The organism is Streptomyces sp. P9-2B-2, assembly GCF_030406865.1.
In the GTDB taxonomy this organism is placed as follows: domain Bacteria; phylum Actinomycetota; class Actinomycetes; order Streptomycetales; family Streptomycetaceae; genus Streptomyces; species Streptomyces platensis.
The window spans coordinates 332,389-348,585 of record NZ_CP129126.1; the positions used below are offsets into that span (position 1 = coordinate 332,389).

At 70.2% G+C, this 16,197-nt stretch carries 17 protein-coding genes; 15 read left to right on the top strand and 2 right to left on the bottom strand.

Translation table 11 applies throughout. The features are described from left to right. Window positions 1–204: 204 nt before the first annotated feature. Entirely contained in the window at window positions 205–1,059 is an 855-nt protein-coding gene (locus QT196_RS01570) for a universal stress protein (RefSeq protein ID WP_290354156.1), read from the top strand. Between the two features lie 86 nt (window positions 1,060–1,145). On the opposite strand, the gene QT196_RS01575 is transcribed toward QT196_RS01570, so the two are convergent. Continuing rightward, window positions 1,146–1,496, bottom strand: a complete 351-nt coding sequence (locus tag QT196_RS01575) for a universal stress protein (protein ID WP_248000966.1) — start codon at window positions 1,494–1,496, stop codon at window positions 1,146–1,148. A 392-nt stretch (window positions 1,497–1,888) separates the two neighbouring features. Here QT196_RS01575 and QT196_RS01580 point away from each other — a divergent pair, with 392 nt between their 5' ends. The 14 genes from QT196_RS01580 (at window position 1,889) to QT196_RS01645 (ending at window position 15,261) form a co-directional block, all read left to right on the top strand. Continuing rightward, window positions 1,889–2,362, top strand: coding sequence for a hypothetical protein (locus QT196_RS01580; protein WP_168476864.1), 474 nt, complete (start codon window positions 1,889–1,891; stop codon window positions 2,360–2,362). After that, complete coding sequence (locus tag QT196_RS01585; protein ID WP_290354158.1) at window positions 2,359–3,279, top strand: hypothetical protein; 921 nt, start codon at window positions 2,359–2,361, stop codon at window positions 3,277–3,279. The genes QT196_RS01580 and QT196_RS01585 overlap by 4 nt, the downstream gene beginning before the upstream one ends. Beyond that, window positions 3,266–4,672 (top strand): V-type ATPase 116kDa subunit family protein, encoded by a 1,407-nt coding sequence (locus QT196_RS01590; RefSeq protein ID WP_168476868.1) that lies wholly within the window; start codon window positions 3,266–3,268, stop codon window positions 4,670–4,672. Before QT196_RS01585 ends, QT196_RS01590 begins: the two co-directional genes overlap by 14 nt. Then, on the top strand, window positions 4,669–5,088 hold the full coding sequence (locus QT196_RS01595) for an ATP synthase subunit C (RefSeq protein ID WP_168476870.1): 420 nt from the start codon (window positions 4,669–4,671) through the stop codon (window positions 5,086–5,088). Before QT196_RS01590 ends, QT196_RS01595 begins: the two co-directional genes overlap by 4 nt. Window positions 5,089–5,090: 2 nt before the next feature. Then, the gene (locus QT196_RS01600) at window positions 5,091–5,312 is read left to right on the top strand and encodes a V-type ATP synthase subunit F (RefSeq protein WP_211117263.1); all 222 of its coding nucleotides are present in this window, start codon (window positions 5,091–5,093) and stop codon (window positions 5,310–5,312) included. Then, a complete protein-coding gene (locus QT196_RS01605; protein WP_168476334.1) occupies window positions 5,309–5,833 on the top strand; it encodes a V-type ATP synthase subunit E in 525 nt (174 codons plus the stop codon). The genes QT196_RS01600 and QT196_RS01605 overlap by 4 nt, the downstream gene beginning before the upstream one ends. Then, on the top strand, window positions 5,821–7,578 hold the full coding sequence (locus QT196_RS01610; RefSeq protein ID WP_168476872.1) for a V-type ATP synthase subunit A: 1,758 nt from the start codon (window positions 5,821–5,823) through the stop codon (window positions 7,576–7,578). The genes QT196_RS01605 and QT196_RS01610 overlap by 13 nt, the downstream gene beginning before the upstream one ends. Then, window positions 7,578–8,987, top strand: a complete 1,410-nt coding sequence (locus tag QT196_RS01615; RefSeq protein WP_168483493.1) for a V-type ATP synthase subunit B — start codon at window positions 7,578–7,580, stop codon at window positions 8,985–8,987. Before QT196_RS01610 ends, QT196_RS01615 begins: the two co-directional genes overlap by 1 nt. Then, complete coding sequence (locus tag QT196_RS01620) at window positions 8,984–9,607, top strand: V-type ATP synthase subunit D (protein ID WP_211117264.1); 624 nt, start codon at window positions 8,984–8,986, stop codon at window positions 9,605–9,607. The genes QT196_RS01615 and QT196_RS01620 overlap by 4 nt, the downstream gene beginning before the upstream one ends. A 124-nt stretch (window positions 9,608–9,731) precedes the next feature. Then, entirely contained in the window at window positions 9,732–11,522 is a 1,791-nt protein-coding gene (gene acsA, locus QT196_RS01625; RefSeq protein WP_266735476.1) for an acetate--CoA ligase, read from the top strand. Between the two features lie 158 nt (window positions 11,523–11,680). Then, window positions 11,681–12,616, top strand: a complete 936-nt coding sequence (gene pdhA / locus QT196_RS01630) for a pyruvate dehydrogenase (acetyl-transferring) E1 component subunit alpha (protein ID WP_248000968.1) — start codon at window positions 11,681–11,683, stop codon at window positions 12,614–12,616. Further along, the gene (locus tag QT196_RS01635; protein ID WP_168476878.1) at window positions 12,613–13,623 is read left to right on the top strand and encodes an alpha-ketoacid dehydrogenase subunit beta; all 1,011 of its coding nucleotides are present in this window, start codon (window positions 12,613–12,615) and stop codon (window positions 13,621–13,623) included. Before pdhA ends, QT196_RS01635 begins: the two co-directional genes overlap by 4 nt. A gap of 1 nt (window position 13,624) precedes the next feature. Then, the gene (locus QT196_RS01640; RefSeq protein ID WP_290354160.1) at window positions 13,625–15,007 is read left to right on the top strand and encodes a dihydrolipoamide acetyltransferase family protein; all 1,383 of its coding nucleotides are present in this window, start codon (window positions 13,625–13,627) and stop codon (window positions 15,005–15,007) included. Then, a complete protein-coding gene (locus QT196_RS01645) occupies window positions 15,004–15,261 on the top strand; it encodes an acyl carrier protein (protein ID WP_168476882.1) in 258 nt (85 codons plus the stop codon). The genes QT196_RS01640 and QT196_RS01645 overlap by 4 nt, the downstream gene beginning before the upstream one ends. A gap of 7 nt (window positions 15,262–15,268) precedes the next feature. Here QT196_RS01645 and QT196_RS01650 read toward each other — a convergent pair whose 3' ends face one another. Beyond that, the gene (locus tag QT196_RS01650; protein WP_266735468.1) at window positions 15,269–16,144 is read right to left on the bottom strand and encodes a universal stress protein; all 876 of its coding nucleotides are present in this window, start codon (window positions 16,142–16,144) and stop codon (window positions 15,269–15,271) included. Window positions 16,145–16,197: the final 53 nt, after the last annotated feature.

The following is a 16,197-nucleotide window of genomic DNA, read 5'->3' on the forward strand; positions in this document are numbered from 1 at the left end:
CGGGAAGGAGTTGGGCCGAAGGACCCCGAAGCGAGCCGAGACCTTGGTCCTGCCTGCTGCGAGCACGCCCGAGTGAGCGGCACATCAGCGCACCACGTGTCCCTCGGGTAGGGCCCGCTCGGCCCATGGGATTGCTCCTGGGCTGCCGCGATGCTGGGAACGAGAGAGTTCGCACCAGTAGCCCTGTCTGCGCGGAGGTACGTCATGGGCGGCTCTGTTGTCGTAGGACTTGACGGAACCGGGAACAGCGTTCCGGCCTTGCGCTGGGGCGCCGCAGAGGCAGCCGCCCGACGGCTGCCTCTGCACCTTCTGCATTCCTGGATGTCCCAGCCACTGAACATCCCGATTGCTCAGGAGGCCGCCAATAAGAAGCGTTATGGGGCCGAGGTGCTCGGCAAAGCCGAAGCGATGGCGCTCGAGCTGCATCCGGGAATTTCGGTGACGACCGAGCAGGTCTCGGAGCAGGCAGTGGACGCGTTGGTGGACCGTAGCGGGCAGGCCGCACTGATGATTCTCGGATCGCGTGGGCACGGTGCAATCGCCGGTTTTCTGCTCGGCTCGGTCAGTCTGCACGTCCTGGGTCACGCGAAGTGCCCAGTGGTCACCGTGCGCGAGGAGGAGACCACCGCCTACAGACGGCCCGAGATCGTGGTCGGCGTGCAGGACCCGGGCACACAGGGTGAGGTGGTGCTGGGCTTCGCGTTCGCGGCCGCCGATGCTCACCATGCGCGCGTGCGCGCCGTACGGGCCTGGGAGCCTCCTGCGACCGTGGGAGTCGTGCCCACCGCACCCACATCGAGCGGACGAGAGCCCCCAGTCAGCGAAGAGAAGCTGCTTGCTGACGCCTTGGTGCCCTGGCGGGCGAAGTTCCCCGACGTGGATGTCATCGAACAGGTGGAGCGAGGCAGAGTTGCACCGGTGCTGCTGGGAGCCTGCTCGCAGGCATGCCTGCTGGTCGTCGGGCGTCGCATGCATCGCTCACCGATGCTTCTCGGTCCGGCCGTCTTCGCCGTTCTGCACCATGCCGGCTGCCCGGTCGCGGTCGTGCCGCGGGGCTGAGTTCCCCTGCCCTGGCGGTCAAGAACGCCCGTCCGGTTGGGGAACGGTGACGATCGGACAGTGCGCAGCGTGCAATGCTCCGTGGCTCACCGAGCCGAGGAGCATGCCGGGAATCCGCCCAGCCCCCGGGTTCCGGTGACCAGTGCGAGGGCGTGCCGTGACTCCCGGACGAGCACTTGCACCGGGTGACCGGTCATCACCTCATGGTGCAGGTCGACGTCCGGATGGGATTTCTTCCGTCCGGCGACTGCTTCGTAGAGCATTTCTCGGCACTCACGCAGAGCCGCCTCCTCATCGAGAACGCCAAGCAGGGGCCGTTGCCACACCGACACCGCGCGCAGTCGGGCGCGCCTCGGCGCCTCTTCCTCGAACGCGAAGTCCACTGCGGCTTGCGCGGCCGTGCTGAGAAAGCGGGTTCCGGCCCGGCCCTGCGCCACTCCTGCCAGGACGGCAGATGCCCTTCGGCGCCGGTCGGCGTAAGCATTCCGCCTGCGTGCACCACGACCAGCGCCAGGTACCGACGATCCGCCTCGTCCGCGGCCCAGGCCAGCGGCAGTCGATGGTGGGCGTGGGACTCCACGCCGACAACGACCGGGCGGCCGCCTCCGGAAGGTGTCGTCATACGCGCTACCGCAGCCTTCTCGGCAGTGAAACGGGACTTGCCGGACGGCGTCCGGCAAGTCGACCGTCTGCGCCGCTCATTGCTTCGGCGTAGGGCCGAGCGGGCTCCGACCGTCGCCGCTCTCCCTGTGACAGCAGCCTATATGAGAGCGACATATCCCGCTTTCCATGGAAACTGGAAGGAAGGCCAGCACAGGGAGGAGGGCCCATGACCGGTCTCCGTGAGCTCCTGATGCGCTTCCGCCCCGTCAGCACACCGGGCCCGGCGGCCACCGGCGTACCCGCCGACCGTGCCGCGGAATTGGCCGCAGAGCTGACCCCCACCCTCGCCCTGCTGGACCGGACCGCCGAACAAGCCGAAGCCGTTCGTGATGCGGCGCGGCACGAGGCCGAGCGGATCCGAAAGGACGCCGCACGAGAAGCGGAACAGCTCGTGGCGGAGGCGGTCGACCGCTCCGGCCGCATTCGGACGCAGGCCGCCGCTCACCGACGCGAACTCGGCCGGCGCGACGCGGCGGTGGTCCGCGCGGCCGGGCAACGTGACGCAACCGCGCTCATGCATCGGGCCGAGTCACGCCTCCCGGCCGTTACGGAGCGGGTGACCGCGGAAGTGCGTCGTCAGCTGGGGCTGCCCTACCGACAGCCCCGCCCTCCCGGCAGTGCAGAAGAAGGAGGCTCATGAGCGGCACGTGGGTAGCGGGAGTGACCCGGGCCCGAGGGATGCTGGTCCGGCGTCTGGGCATACCCGGCGCCCGGCACATCGCGGCCGCCGGGACGATGGAAGACGCCCTGCGGGGTCTGGGCACCACCCCTTACGGTCGGCAGCTGAACCCCGGCACCCCTCTGCCGGCGGCGCAACGAGCGGTCACGGCCACTTTGCTCTGGCATCTGCGAGTGCTCGCCGGCTGGCTTCCGCGGCGCGGGGTGGAGTGCCTTCGCCTGCTGGCATCCGGCTTCGAGATCGCCAACATCGAATCGCATGCGCACCGACTCGCCGGGAGCGGCGAGGAGCCGCCGCCTTATGCACTGGGGGCACTCGCCACCGTATGGGGCAGGGTCGCCCGCGCGACGGAGCCGGAGGGGCTTCGTGCCGCTCTGACCGCCTCCCCCTGGCGCGATCCCGGCGGCACCGCAGCCTCGATGGCCGTCACCCTGCGGCTCACCGCCGCCGCCCGTATCGCCGCGCGGATACCACCCGCGGCACGCTGGTCGGCGGGCCGTGCCGCCCTCCTCGTCGCCAGAGAACGATTCGTGCACGACCGGCCGCTGCCCGCCGCCGCAAACGGCCCGGCAGTCGGTGTCCTGGGGGCCGCCGCCCGTGCCCCCACTTACCGCGATTACCGCCACCGTCTGCCGACGTCAGCCGGCTGGGCGCTGCACGGCATCGATGACCCGGCCGACCTCTGGCAGGCGGAAGGCCGATGGTGGCGGGACATCGAGCAGGACGGGCTGCACATGACGCGCCGTGCGCGGTACGACATGGTCCCCGTCGTCGGAGCTGTCGCGGTGCTCTCCACTGACGCTTGGCGCACGCGGGCCGTGCTGGAACTCGCCGCCGACGACGCCGCTCCGCCGGAGGGCTTCGATGCCCTGGTCTGAGGAGCTTTCGCCGGTCCCCATGCAGCGCGTGGCGCTGGTGACTCCCCACGCGGTCCTGCGGGAATCCCTGGTGCGCATCGCCGATGCCGGCTGCATAGACCTCGACAGGGTGGGCGGCCCCGGGCACTCCGAAGGCACACCCGGGGCCGCCCGCACAGAGGGGCTGCGTGAGGCTCTGGCGCAACCGGTGCTCTCTGCCGCCCGCCCCGATCTGAAGGCCCTGGAACGTGTCGGAGACACCGACCTGCTGGCCGGAGAGGTACAGCTGGCGGAACGTCTGAACGACGCGGTGCGCCGCGGGACCGTCGCCGCCCTTGTCGGATGGTGCCCGGCCACCGAGGTGAGTCAGGTGAACGCACGCCTGGCCGGCCTCGGCAGCGTATTGATGCCACTGCGGGCTCCACGGGGTATCGATCCGCCGACCTCACTGCGCACCACCGGGCCGGTCCGCAAATCCTTCACCTCTCTGGTGACCACGTACGGGACCCCGCGCTACGCCGACCTCGACCCCACCTGGGCCGCCGCGGCTCTGTACGCCGTGATGTTCGGCATGATGTTCGGCGACGTCGGACACGGTGCGCTGCTGCTGCTCGGCGCGCTGAGCCTGTACTTTCGCCGCCCCCGCCGCTTCGCCCGCTGGCACGACGCCTGGCCCTTCGCCGCGGCGGCAGCGGTGACGAGCATGGTGGCCGGGCTGGCGTACGGAGAGTTCTTCGGGCCGACCGGTGTGCTGCCTGTCCTGTGGCTGGAGCCGCTGCGCCAACCTGAGCGACTGCTGCTGACGGCGGTGGGCGTCGGTGCCGTTCTCCTCCTCCTCGCGTATGTGGCGGGGGCCGTCAACCGGTGGCGGGAGGGCGGCTTTCCCGATGCGCTGTATGCCCTCTCCGGCATCGCCGGAGGAACCGCCTTCCTGGGGCTGGCCGGGCTGTCAACAGGTGCCGCCCTGCACCTGACCTGGCTCCTGTTGGCCGGATCCGTGCTTGCCGTCGCCGGAGTCGCCCTCGCTGCGATCGGTACCTACACCAGCACCCCGCGCGGCATCGCCGGCCTCCTCCAGACCAGTGTGCAGCTCTTCGACGGCGTTATCCGCATCGCCTCGAACGGGGTGTCTTTCGCCCGCCTCGCGGCCTTCGGGCTCACCCACGCGGCACTCAGCCAGGTGGTCTGGGGCGGCACGCTGGCGCTGAGCCATCACGGCCCCGTCGGGGTAGTGGGTGCCGTGGCGCTCTTCCTACTGGGCAATGCCCTCGTCTTCCTGCTGGAGGCGCTGGTGGCCGGCGTACAAGCGCTGCGCCTGGAGTACTTCGAACTCTTCTCCCGGGTCTACGACGGCCAAGGCCGCCCCTTCCGCCCGTGGCACGTTCCGGTCCGCCGTTCGGAGGTCGCGTTGTGATCACTTGGCTCATCACCCTTCCCGTCATCGCCGTGGTCTTCTGCGCCGGCCGCGCGGTGGCCCGACGAAGCGGCAAGAGCGCTTTGCGCTACACCGTCGGTGCGAACCTGGTGCTCCTGGCGGGAGCCCTGGCTCTGCTGATCGTGGCCTTGAGCGGAGGTGCCGCAGAGGCCACGCCGACAGCCGCGGCCGACCCGGCCGGCACAAACTCAGCAGCGTTGATCGGAGCCGCCATCGCGGTTGCCGGTGCCTCGATCGGGGCGGCCATCGCCGTCGCCTACACCGGTGCCGCGGCACTGGCCGCGCTGAGCGAACGCCCGGAACTCTTCGGCCGCGCCATGGTCATCGTCGGTCTCGCGGAGGGCATTGCCATCTACGGCCTGGTCGTCGCCGTACTGCTGATCGGCAAGGCCTGAGCATGGGCACCGTCGTCGCCCTCGGAGAAGCGACGCAAACCTCAGGGTTTGCCCTTGCGGGAGTAAGCGTGCGGCCTGCCGAAGCACCCGAAAGCGTCCGTGCCGTCTGGCAGGAGCTCCCCGATGACGTCGCCCTGGTAATCCTCACGCCGGCCGCCGCTGCGGCCTTGGGTCCCGATGTGCTCAACGCGCCGCGGCCGCTGACGGTGGTGATGCCCCCGTGACCGCAGACCCGACCGTCCCGACCGACCCACTCGACCCAGTTCGGGCCGCGTTGCTGCACACCGCCCGGGAGGAGGCCGACCAGCTCATCGCCGACGCCCGCCGCGACACCCTGGCGGTGATCGCCGGAGCACGCGCGCAGTCCGAGGCGCTCCTCCGCGAGGCCCGCCTCCAGGGCGAGGCCCAAGGTGCACGCGATGCGGAAGCCGCCCTGGCCCAGGCACGCCGCGAAGCCCGCAGCGAGCTCCTCCGGGCGAAGGCGCAGGCGTGCGATGACCTGCACCGGCGGGTTGTCGACCACGTTCGGAACCTCCGATGGGAGGAGACATACCCCGCCGTCCACGACCGGCTGGCCCAACGCGCCCGCCGCATGCTGGGCTCCGGTGCCACTGTCGCCGATCACCCGCACGGTGGCGTGGTCGGCACGGCTCCCGGCCGCGCCACCGACCTGAGCCTCGACGCCATGGCCGCTCGGGCGCTGGACCGCGCCGGGGCGGAGATCGAGTCCCTGTGGAAGACCTGACCGCCGCGGGGCGCAGCGCCACCCGGCCTCGGCCCAGCCGCATCCTGCGGGTGGCCGGACCGCTCGTCGAGCTGGAGTACGCGGGCGATGTGGCCATGAACGACATGGTTCTGCTCGGCGCATCTCAGCTGCCCGCGGAGGTGGTCGCGATCACCACATCCCGCGTCACGGTCCAGGCCTACGAATACACCGGTGGTCTGGCACCGGGGCACCACGCCCACGCGTTGGGTGCCCCGGTGTCCGCGCAGCTGTCCCCCGCCCTGTTGGGCGGCGTGTTCGATGGGTTGCTGCGGCCCCTGGCGGCCGCCGGGGACTGGCTCAGGCCAGGGACGCATGGGGATCCCGAGCCCAGCCGCACGTGGCTGTTCACCCCGTCCGTCCCCGACGACCGGCACGTGACGGAAGGGAGCGTCATAGGGGAAGTAGCCACCACAGGGAGCCTGCGGCCCCGCATCCTGGTACCGCCCGGCTGCTCCGGCGAAGTCGAGTTCATCGCCGCCGGAGGAGAGCATCCCGAGGACGCAGTCCTCGCCGTCGTCGGCGGCGTCGAGATCCGGGCCAGGACAAGCTGGCCGGTACGCCGTGCGCGTCCGGTCCGCGAGCGGGTCCCCGCCCAGGTTCCTCTGGCCACCGGGCAACGGGTGATCGATCTGCTCTTTCCCGTGGCGTGCGGCAGCACCGTCGCGGTGCCCGGGGGTTTTGGCACGGGCAAAACCGTACTGCTGCAGCAGATCGCCAAGTGGTGCGACGCCGATGTCATCGTCTACATCGGCTGCGGAGAGCGCGGCAACGAGATGGCGGATGTCATCACGGATTTCGCCGCGCTGAGCGACCCGCGGACCGGAGGGCGCCTCGCCGACCGCACGGTGATCATCGCCAATACCTCCAACATGCCGATGATGGCCCGCGAGGCCAGTGTCTACACGGGCGTCACCGTCGCCGAGTACTTCCGGGACATGGGGTACGACGTCGTGGTCATCGCCGACTCCACGTCCCGATGGGCCGAGGCCCTCAGGGAGTTCGCGTCCCGGACCGGCGCGCTCCCCGCGGAAGAGGGCTATCCGGCCGGTCTGGCCTCCGCCCTCGCGGCGTTCTACGAGCGAGCCGCGGCGGTGACGACGCTGGGGGCGGGGCCCGGTTCGGTGACGGTCATCGGTGCGGTCTCCCCACCCGGCGGCGATATGGCCGAGCCGGTCACCTCGCACACCGAACGGTTCGTGCGCGGCCTGTGGACACTGGACCGGGACCTGGCCTATGCCCGCCACTACCCGGCAGTTTCGTGGTCGCACTCCTTCTCCCGTGACGCCGACGTCCTGACCGGCGGCCCGGCCGCAGGAGCCGAGCGGGAAGCGGCCGGTCGGCGCGCCGCCGTGGCCGGTCTGCTGGCGGAGGCGGACCGCCTGGCAGACCTGGTCGACCTGGTCGGCATCACTGCGCTGCCCGCGCACGAGCGCATCAGTGTCCTCGCCGGCCGCCTGGTCCGGGAGGCAGTCCTGCAACAAAGCGCCCTCTCCCCCACCGATGCCCACAGCACTCCGGCCAAGACGGCTGCGCTCGTCGACGCCGTGCTCGCCGTCGTCGAGCGGTGCCGCACCCTCGTCGTCTCCGGGCTCCCGCCGGAAAGCATCGAGCAAGCGGACTTCACCGCTCTCCTCAGAGCACGCGAAGAGGCCGGGCCGGATGACACCGCAGTGGTGGAGGCCAGTCGTGACGCGGTCCTCGGCGTCCTGGACGAGCTGCCGTGATTACCGGTCCCGAGCCCGTCGAGTACACCACGGTGCGGGAGTTGCGTGGGCCGCTCGTCGTCGTCGCGGGGGTCACCGGGGTCGGCTGGGACGAGTTCGTCACCATCACCCTCGGCTCGGGGGAGCGTCGGCATGCCGTGGTGCTGGAAGTGAAGGACGACCTCGCCGTGGTCGAGGTGCTGGAGAACACCAGCGGCATGGATCCGGCCGCGCTGCGGGTCGCCTTCAGCGGGTCTCCGCTGAAGGTTCCCGTCGGGGAGGGCTGGCTGGGACGGACCTGCGACGGCAAGGGCACCCCGCTCGACGGCGGTCCCCCCGTCTTCGGGGCCGCATCGGCGCCGGTGGAGGGGGTGGCGATCAACCCGGTGCGCCGACAGCCACCCGCCGAGCCGGTGCTCACCGGCGTCGCCGCCGTCGACGCGCTCACCACACTGGTACGTGGACAGAAGTTGCCGATCTTCTCCGTGGCGGGGCTCCCCCACCTGGAACTCGCTGTCCAGATCGCAGCTCAGGCCACGACCGCCGGCGAGCGGTTCAGCGTCGTTTTCGCAGGCATGGGTCTCACCCACGCGGACGCCTTCTTCGTCAGCGAAGCACTGGAGGAACGCTCGGCAGCCGGTGAACTCTCCTTGCTGCTCAACACCGCGGACGATCCAGTGATCGAACGCATCCTCACACCGCGCCTGGCACTCACCGTCGCCGAACATCTCGCCTTCACCGGAGGCAGGCACGTATTGGTGATCATGACGGATATGACGGCCTACGCCGAGGCCCTGCGCGAGGTGTCCGCCGCCCGCGGTGAGATTCCGGCCCGCCGCGCCTACCCCGGATACCTCTACAGCGACTTGGCTTCCCTTTACGAGCGGTGCGGGCGCATCATCGACCGGCCCGGCTCGGTCACGGTGCTGCCCGTCCTCACCATGCCCGCGGGCGACATCACCCACCCGGTACCCGACCTGACCGGATACATCACCGAAGGCCAGATCGTGCTCTCCCCGCAGGTCCACGCCCAGGGCGTCTACCCCCCTGTGGACGCCCTGTCCTCACTCTCCCGCCTGATGCGCAAAGGCGCCGGTCCGGGCAGGACCCGCCCCGACCACCTGGACGTGGCGGCGCAACTCCTTGCCGCGCTCGCCCGCGCGCGGCAGGCCGGTGAACTCGCCGATCTCGCCGGAGAATCCGCCCTGAGCCCGGCCGACCGTCATTACCTCGACATGTATCCGGCCTTCCTACACGGCTTTCTGCACCAAGGGCGTAACCAGCGACTGGCTCTGGACGACTCCCTGGAGCGCGCGTGGCAAGTCCTGCTGACGCTGCCGCGAAGCGAACTGGGCATGCTTCCGGCCGCGTTGCTCGACGCACATCTCCCCAGCAACTCCGCCGCCCCGGAGAGCGAGGTCTCGCCGTGACACCGGCCTCTCCCGCACCCGTCGGCCGTGCGGCTCGACTGCGTCTGCGCCACAGCCTCCAGGTCGCCACGCGTGGCGCCGATCTGCTCGACCGGCAGCTGCACCTCCTGCAGAGCGAACTGGACCGCAGGCGGCAGGCCGAGGCGACCGCCCGTGCCGCCTGGGAGGCGCGCGTCCGCGAGGCACGGACATGGCTGCGGCGCGGACTGCTGCTCGGTGGTGAGAGCGCCCTGCGGACCGCCTCGCGGGTATCGGCAGCCGATGTCACCGTGGAGTGGAGCGATTCCCTCGGCGTACGGCACCCGGGCCGGGTGACCGTCTCCGTCGGCATCAGAGCCGCATCCGAGGCAGCACCCGGCAATACGGCCCTGGTCCACGCACGGACGGCGTACTCCGCCACAGTCGCGGCCGCCGCCGAGTACGGCACCGCGACGGCCGCCTGCCGCATGGTCGAAGGGCGGGTGCGCAGCACACGGTTGCGGGTCAGAGCACTGCGCCGGCTACGGATTCCCCGCCTTCAGCAGGACCTCGCCGCCATCGAACTCGCTCTGGAGCAGTCGGAGCACGAGGACGCAGTTCGTCGGCGCTGGGCAGCGAAAGGCGCCGGGTCAGACGGGTAGGAGGTGGCGGGCTTCGGGGCTTCGGCCGGTCCTACCGGCCCCGGTCCCGGGCCCTTCGGCCCCATGCGTTCCGAGCCACCCTTCAGGGACCGTGGAGGCAGGCCCCGCGCCGGAAGGAGCCGCCATGGCCTGGGAGACGATCCGTAAGGATGTCGCCGCGGCACGCGTCGCCCCGAATCTCCCGGACTATGACCGGGCACGGACGGAATTCACCTGGTCACAGGCGAGGAAAGCCCTGGCAGGGCTTCCCGGCGGCGGGCTGAACATGGCATACGAGGCCGTCGACCGGCATGCCGCCGTGCAGGGCGAGAAAGTGGCCCTCCGGTGTATCGCACGTGATGACTCGGTCTCCTCCGTCACCTACTCCGACCTGAAGCGCCGTACCGCGCGCTTTGCGCAGGTGCTGCGGTCACTCGGTGTGGGCCGCGGTGATCGGGTGTTCACCCTGCTGGGCCGCTGTCCTGAGCTGTACACCACCGTGCTGGGCGCCCTCAAGAACACCAGCGTGCTGTGCCCGCTCTTCTCCGCGTTCGGCCCGGACCCGGCCGCGCAGCGTCTCCAGCTCGGTGACGGCCGCGTTCTGGTGACCACGGCGGACCTGTACCGGCGCAAGATCGCCGACCGCCGGGCTGCACTGCCCGGCCTGGAACACGTCCTGATCGTGGGACCGGGCGCCGACGACCTCCCCGAGGTGCACTCGTTCGATGCCCTGATGGCCAACGCCCCGGACACCTTCAGCATTCCTCCCACGCCGCCGGAGACTCCCGCCCTGCTGCATTTCACCAGTGGGACCACCGGAGCCCCCAAAGGCGCAGTCCACGTCCACGAAGCGGTCGTCGCCCACCACGCCACCGCTGCCGCCGCACTCGACCTGCACCCCGACGACGTCTACTGGTGCACCGCCGATCCCGGCTGGGTCACCGGAATGTCGTACGGCATCATGGCCCCGCTCGCGCACGGCGTAACGCTCGTCGTCGACGAAGGCGACTTTGACACCCGGCGCTGGTACCGGATCCTCGCCGAGCAACAGGTGACCGTCTGGTACACAGCGCCCACCGCCCTGCGCATGCTGATGCGGGCCACCCCACGGCAGGGATCGCACACACTGCCCGCTTCCTACGACCTGTCGGCGCTGCGCTTCGTCGCTTCGGTCGGTGAGCCCCTCAACCCCGAGGCCGTCGTGTGGGGCCAGGAGGTACTCGGCCTGCCCATTCACGACAACTGGTGGCAGACGGAGACCGGCTGCATCATGATCGCCAACTATGTGTCGTGCGAGATCCGGCCGGGCTCGATGGGCCGCCCACTGCCCGGCGTTGAAGCGGCAGTTCTGGAGCGCGGCGATGACGGTCGCGCTCGGGTCACCGACGGCCGGGTCACCGTTCTGGAAGAGCCGGGCAGGGAGGGCGAGCTGGCCCTGCGTCCAGGATGGCCGTCGATGTTCCGCGCTTACCTGGACGACGAGAAGCGCTACGCGGCTGCTTTCGCCGATGGCTGGTATCTGACAGGTGATCTGGTCAGACGGGACAGCGACGGCTGGTACTGGTTCGTCGGCCGGGCCGACGACGTCATCAAGTCGGCGGGCCACCTGATCGGGCCGTTCGAGGTGGAGAGCGCGCTGATGGAGCATCCGGCCGTGGCCGAGGCGGGAGTGATCGGCCGGCCCGATCCCGTCGTAGGGAACGTGGTCAAGGCGTTTGTGTCGCTGCGTCCGGGTAATTCGCCGACGCCGGGCCTGAAGCGCGAACTGCTGGGTTTCGCCCGTCAGCGGCTCGGCCCCGCCGTGGCCCCCAAAGAGATCGCCTTCGAACCGAACCTGCCCAAGACCCGCAGCGGCAAAGTCATGCGACGTCTGCTGCGTTCCCGCGAACTCGGCCTGCCTGCCGGCGACATCTCCACCCTGGAGGAATCGGCATGAGCACTGCCCGCGCAACTCGTAAACACCGCACGGCAACCAGCACCGGCGACTCGCGTGCCACAGCCAACGTGGCCCGGACGACCACGGGGGCGGCTCGGCCCGGCACAGCAGCGGCCCACTCCGGCCGGGCTGAGCATCGCGCTGACTTGCTGACGGGCATGCTGCGCATCCGCCGGTTCGAGGAGCGCTGTGTCGAGCTGTACAGCGCCACGAAAATCCGCGGCTTCGTCCACCTCTACATCGGGGAGGAAGCCGTCGCGTGCGGCGTCAACGAGACACTCACTGCGGACGACGCCGTCGTCTCCACGTACCGGGAACACGGCCATGCCCTCGCCCGGGGCGTTCCCGCCGAGGCCGTGATGGCAGAGATGTACGGGAAGACAACCGGTTGCAGCGGAGGACGCGGCGGGTCCATGCACCTCTTCGACACGGCCCGGCGGTTCTACGGTGGCAACGCCATCGTCGCCGGCGGTATCCCGCTGGCCGCGGGGCTGGCCCTCGCCGATCATCTGCGTGGGATGCCGCGAGTCACCTGCTGCTTCTTCGGCGACGGGGCCTTTGCCGAAGGCGAGTTCCACGAGACGGCGAACCTCGCCGCACTCTGGGACCTGCCCCTGCTGCTCGTCTGTGAGAACAACCTGTACGCCATGGGTACTGCCGTGGAACGGCACGAGGCGCAGACCGACCTGGCCATGCGGGCGGCGTCGTACGGCATGGTGGCGTGGGCCGTGGACGGGATGGACGTCGAGGCCGTCGAGCGCACCGCGCGCCGGGCCACCGCCGCCATCAGGGGTGGTTCCGGGCCGCACTTCCTCGAAATGCGCACGTACCGCTTCCGCGCCCATTCCATGTACGACCCCGACCGCTATCGCGACAAAGCGGAGATCGAGAGGTGGAAACAGCAGGACCCGCTCGACAAGCTCACGGAACGGATGCGGGAGGAAGGAGAGTTGGACGATGCGGGGCTCGCAACCATGGAGAGCCGGGTGAGCGACGAGATCGACCGTGCGGTCGAGGCGGCGGAACGTGCCCCGCGGGAGCCGGTCGAAGACCTGACGCGCCATGTGACCGGCGGCGCCCCGGAGGTGGGATGACGATGGTGGTCACCCGCAAAGGCTCGAAAGAGTCGGAGACGACGTACCGGGAAGCCCTGCGCGAGGCGCTGCGAGATGCCTTGCGCGGCGATGACCGGGTCTTTCTCATGGGTGAGGACATCGGGCGGTACGGCGGCTGCTTCGGCGTCAGTCTCGGCCTGTTGGAGGAGTTCGGCCCGGAACGTATCCGCGACACTCCACTGTCGGAGTCGGCCTTCGTAGGGGCGGGCATCGGCGCAGCCCTCAACGGTATGCGCCCCATCGTCGAGATCATGACGGTGAACTTCAGCCTGCTCGCCCTCGACCAGATCCTCAACAACGCCGCCACTTTGCTGCACATGTCCGGCGGTCAGCTTGCGGTCCCTCTGGTGATCCGGATGACCACCGGCGCCGGACGGCAGCTGGCCGCACAGCACTCGCACAGCCTTGAGGGCTGGTACGCCCACATTCCCGGAATCCGCGTCCTGGCGCCGGCCACCCTCGATGACGCCCGGTACATGCTCGCCCCCGCACTTGCAGACCCCGACCCGGTGCTGCTCTTCGAGCACGGCAGCCTGTACAACGTCGCCGGCTCCATCGGACCGGCTCCCGACGGCGCCGCGGACCTCGATCACGCCGCGATCCGCAGGCCCGGCACCGACCTCTCGCTCATCACGTACGGGGGATCGCTCCCCAAAGCCCTTGCCGCGGCCGATCAGTTGGCCGCCGACGGCCTCAGCGTCGAGGTGATCGATCTGCGAACCCTGCGACCGCTCGACGATGCGACCCTCGCCGCCTCCGTGGCCCGAACCCACCGGGCGGTGATCGTGGACGAGGCATGGCGCACCGGCAGTCTGGCGGCCGAGGTTTCCGCTCGGCTCACCGAGCACTCCTTCTACGAGCTGGACGCTCCGGTAGAGCGCGTATGCAGTGCGGAAGTGCCGATTCCGTACGCCCGCCAGCTCGAAGAAGCCGCGCTCCCGCAGACCGCCGACATCGTCGCGGCGGCACACCGGGCGGTGGACTGACATGGCCGAATTCGTGATGCCCTCACTCGGCGCCGACATGGACGAGGGAATACTCCAGGAGTGGCTGGTGACGCCCGGTGACCAGGTCTCCAAAGGGGACCCGATCGCGGTCGTCGAGACGGCGAAGTCCGCGATCGAGGTGGAGTGCTTCGAGACCGGCACGGTGGGCCGGTTGCTCGTGGAGCCCGGTACGACGGTGCCCGTGGGCGCGCCTCTCGCCCTCATCGAACCGACGGCCGCCACGTCCCGGCCCACGATGCGCGCGGACGCGGACGCGGCCGCGGAGCGCACGAGGGCTCGTACACGCGCCCGCGCCGCATCCCGACCGGCCGCTACCGAGCGAAAGCCGAAGAGTGAACCTGTGGTTGCCCCCGCCTCCGCCGACGGCCGACACGCCGAAGCGGGCCCACTGATCCGTCACCTCGCCGAGCAGCGAGGCATCAACTGGCAGACCCTTGAAGGCTCAGGCCCCGGCGGCCGTATCACGCGGACAGACCTCGACCGGGCCGTCGGCTCCGCCGCCCGGCCGCCGCGGGTCCGGGCGACTCCGCTCGCCCGGCGGCTCGCCGACGAACTCACCGTGGACCTGGGTACGGTGACCGGAACCGGGCAGCGTGGTGCCGTCCGCGCCGCGGACGTGCGCAAGGCCGCCAAGGACCACGCGCCCCCGCCCTCACCCGCCCCCGGCGCAGCACCGGCAACCTCACGCACCGCGATCAGCACGGCCGGCGCTCGCCAGGCGATCGCCGACCTCATGACACGGGCGAACCGCGAGGTACCGCACTACTACCTGGCCACCACGGTCGATATGGCGGCGGCGATGGACTGGCTGCACGAACACAACCGGCGCCGCCCCCTCGCCGAACGGCTTTTGCCCGCAGCCTTGTTGCTGAAGGCGGCAGCCCTCGCGGCTCGGGAAGTTCCGGACCTCAACGGCTTCTGGTCCGAGGACCATTTCACCCCGGGCGACGGCGTGCACCTCGGAGTCGCCGTGTCTTTGCGCGGTGGTGGGCTCATCGCGCCCGCGCTCCACGCCGCCGACGCCCTTGAGCTCGGACAGCTGATGGCCAAGCTGAGAGATCTGGTGAGCCGCGCCCGTGGAGGCAGGCTGCGCGGCGCCGAAGTCTCCACGGCAACCCTCACCGTCACCAGTCTCGGCGACCAGGGGGTGGAGACCGTATTCGGTGTCATCCACCCGCCTCAGGTGGCGCTCGTCGGCTTCGGTCGCGTCGTCGAGCGGCCGTGTGCCGTAGGAGGAATGATCGGAGTACGCCCCCAGGTCACCGCCACCCTGTCGGCTGACCACCGGGCGACCGACGGCATCACCGGCGCCCGCTATCTGACGGCCGTCGACCGCCTCTTGCAGCATCCGGAGGAACTATGAATCGCGATGAGGCACTGAATGTGGTGCGAGATGCCATCGAGGAGGTCATCCCGGGAGCCGACCTCAGCACACTGCGGCCCGACAGCACGTTCCGGGACACTGTCGAAATGGACTCACTGGACTTTCTCAGCTTTGTCGAGATCCTCAGCGGGCGCACGGGAATCCGTATCGACGACGAGGACACGCCCCGCCTGACCACTCTGGACGGCTGTACGCGGTTTCTGGTCGAACGCACCCAGGGCGTGCCCCTCTGAACGGCAATCACCCCGATGCGGACTCCCCCGGGACAACGACAAGGGACCCGGGCGCCATGTGCGAGAGGGTGCGGCTGGTCGAACCGAGCACCATGCCGCGGAACCCGCCCACCCCGCGTGTCCCCACCACCAGGCAGCGTGCGTCCACGGCCGCCTCGGCCAACTTCGCCGCCGGGTTTCCGACCATCACCTGCTCTCGCACCATGACCTGCGGGTACTTCTCCCGCCAACCGGCGAGCGCCTCGGAGACGTCGATGGCAGACTCTTCCAGGTCTTCGGGCCAATCGCCGTGGCGTGGGCGGCGTACCTGCACCGCCAATAGGTCCGCGCCCCACGCGGCGGCCTCCGCGAAGGCGAACGCCACCGCAGGCGCCGAGGCCGCGGAACCGTCCACCCCCACCATGACAGGGCCGAGCGGGTCGCCGTGTGCCGGCTCCATGACGAGCACGACCGGACACAGAGGGTGCCCGACGAGGGCCGGCCCGGCACCGCCGAATGTGATGATCTCACCCGGCCCCGACACCCGATGAACGCCTACCACCAGCAGGGAAGCTTCCTCGGCCACCTCGCGCAGAACGGACGCCGGGCGGCCGTCGAGCAGTTTCGTGGTGATCTCCAGACCGGGTACACGCTCCGCTGCCGACTGCCCGTGGTCGTTGAGGAGTGTCTGCCCGGCGGCGCGGAAATGCGAGGCCCAGACCTGCTCCGGCGCATCGTGCCGGTCCTTCGGGGCGGCCCCGGCGGGCCACTCCTGAGCATGTACCAAGCACAGCGGGGCCCCCCGCCTGGCCGCGGCATCCGCCGCCCACTCCACCGCACTTCGGGCCGTCGTCGCACGGGAGACCCCCACCACCACCGGTTTGTGTACGTCGTAGCTGGTCATGCTCCCTCTCCTTCCGAAGGCAGGCCCTGGACAGGTCGATCCGGCTCCGCTGT

What these genes read in the sequence shown, in the direction of transcription:
- QT196_RS01570 (WP_290354156.1), top strand. Translation starts at nt 205, where the DNA reads ATGGGCGGCTCTGTTGTCGTAGGACTTGACGGAACCGGGAACAGCGTT.
- QT196_RS01580 (WP_168476864.1), top strand. Translation starts at nt 1,889, where the DNA reads ATGACCGGTCTCCGTGAGCTCCTGATGCGCTTCCGCCCCGTCAGCACA.
- QT196_RS01585 (WP_290354158.1), top strand. Translation starts at nt 2,359, where the DNA reads ATGAGCGGCACGTGGGTAGCGGGAGTGACCCGGGCCCGAGGGATGCTG.
- QT196_RS01590 (WP_168476868.1), top strand. Translation starts at nt 3,266, where the DNA reads ATGCCCTGGTCTGAGGAGCTTTCGCCGGTCCCCATGCAGCGCGTGGCG.
- QT196_RS01600 (WP_211117263.1), top strand. Translation starts at nt 5,091, where the DNA reads ATGGGCACCGTCGTCGCCCTCGGAGAAGCGACGCAAACCTCAGGGTTT.
- acsA (WP_266735476.1), top strand. Translation starts at nt 9,732, where the DNA reads ATGGCCTGGGAGACGATCCGTAAGGATGTCGCCGCGGCACGCGTCGCC.
- pdhA (WP_248000968.1), top strand. Translation starts at nt 11,681, where the DNA reads ATGCTGCGCATCCGCCGGTTCGAGGAGCGCTGTGTCGAGCTGTACAGC.
- QT196_RS01635 (WP_168476878.1), top strand. Translation starts at nt 12,613, where the DNA reads ATGACGATGGTGGTCACCCGCAAAGGCTCGAAAGAGTCGGAGACGACG.
- QT196_RS01640 (WP_290354160.1), top strand. Translation starts at nt 13,625, where the DNA reads ATGGCCGAATTCGTGATGCCCTCACTCGGCGCCGACATGGACGAGGGA.
- QT196_RS01645 (WP_168476882.1), top strand. Translation starts at nt 15,004, where the DNA reads ATGAATCGCGATGAGGCACTGAATGTGGTGCGAGATGCCATCGAGGAG.
- QT196_RS01650 (WP_266735468.1), bottom strand. Translation starts at nt 16,144, where the DNA reads ATGACCAGCTACGACGTACACAAACCGGTGGTGGTGGGGGTCTCCCGT.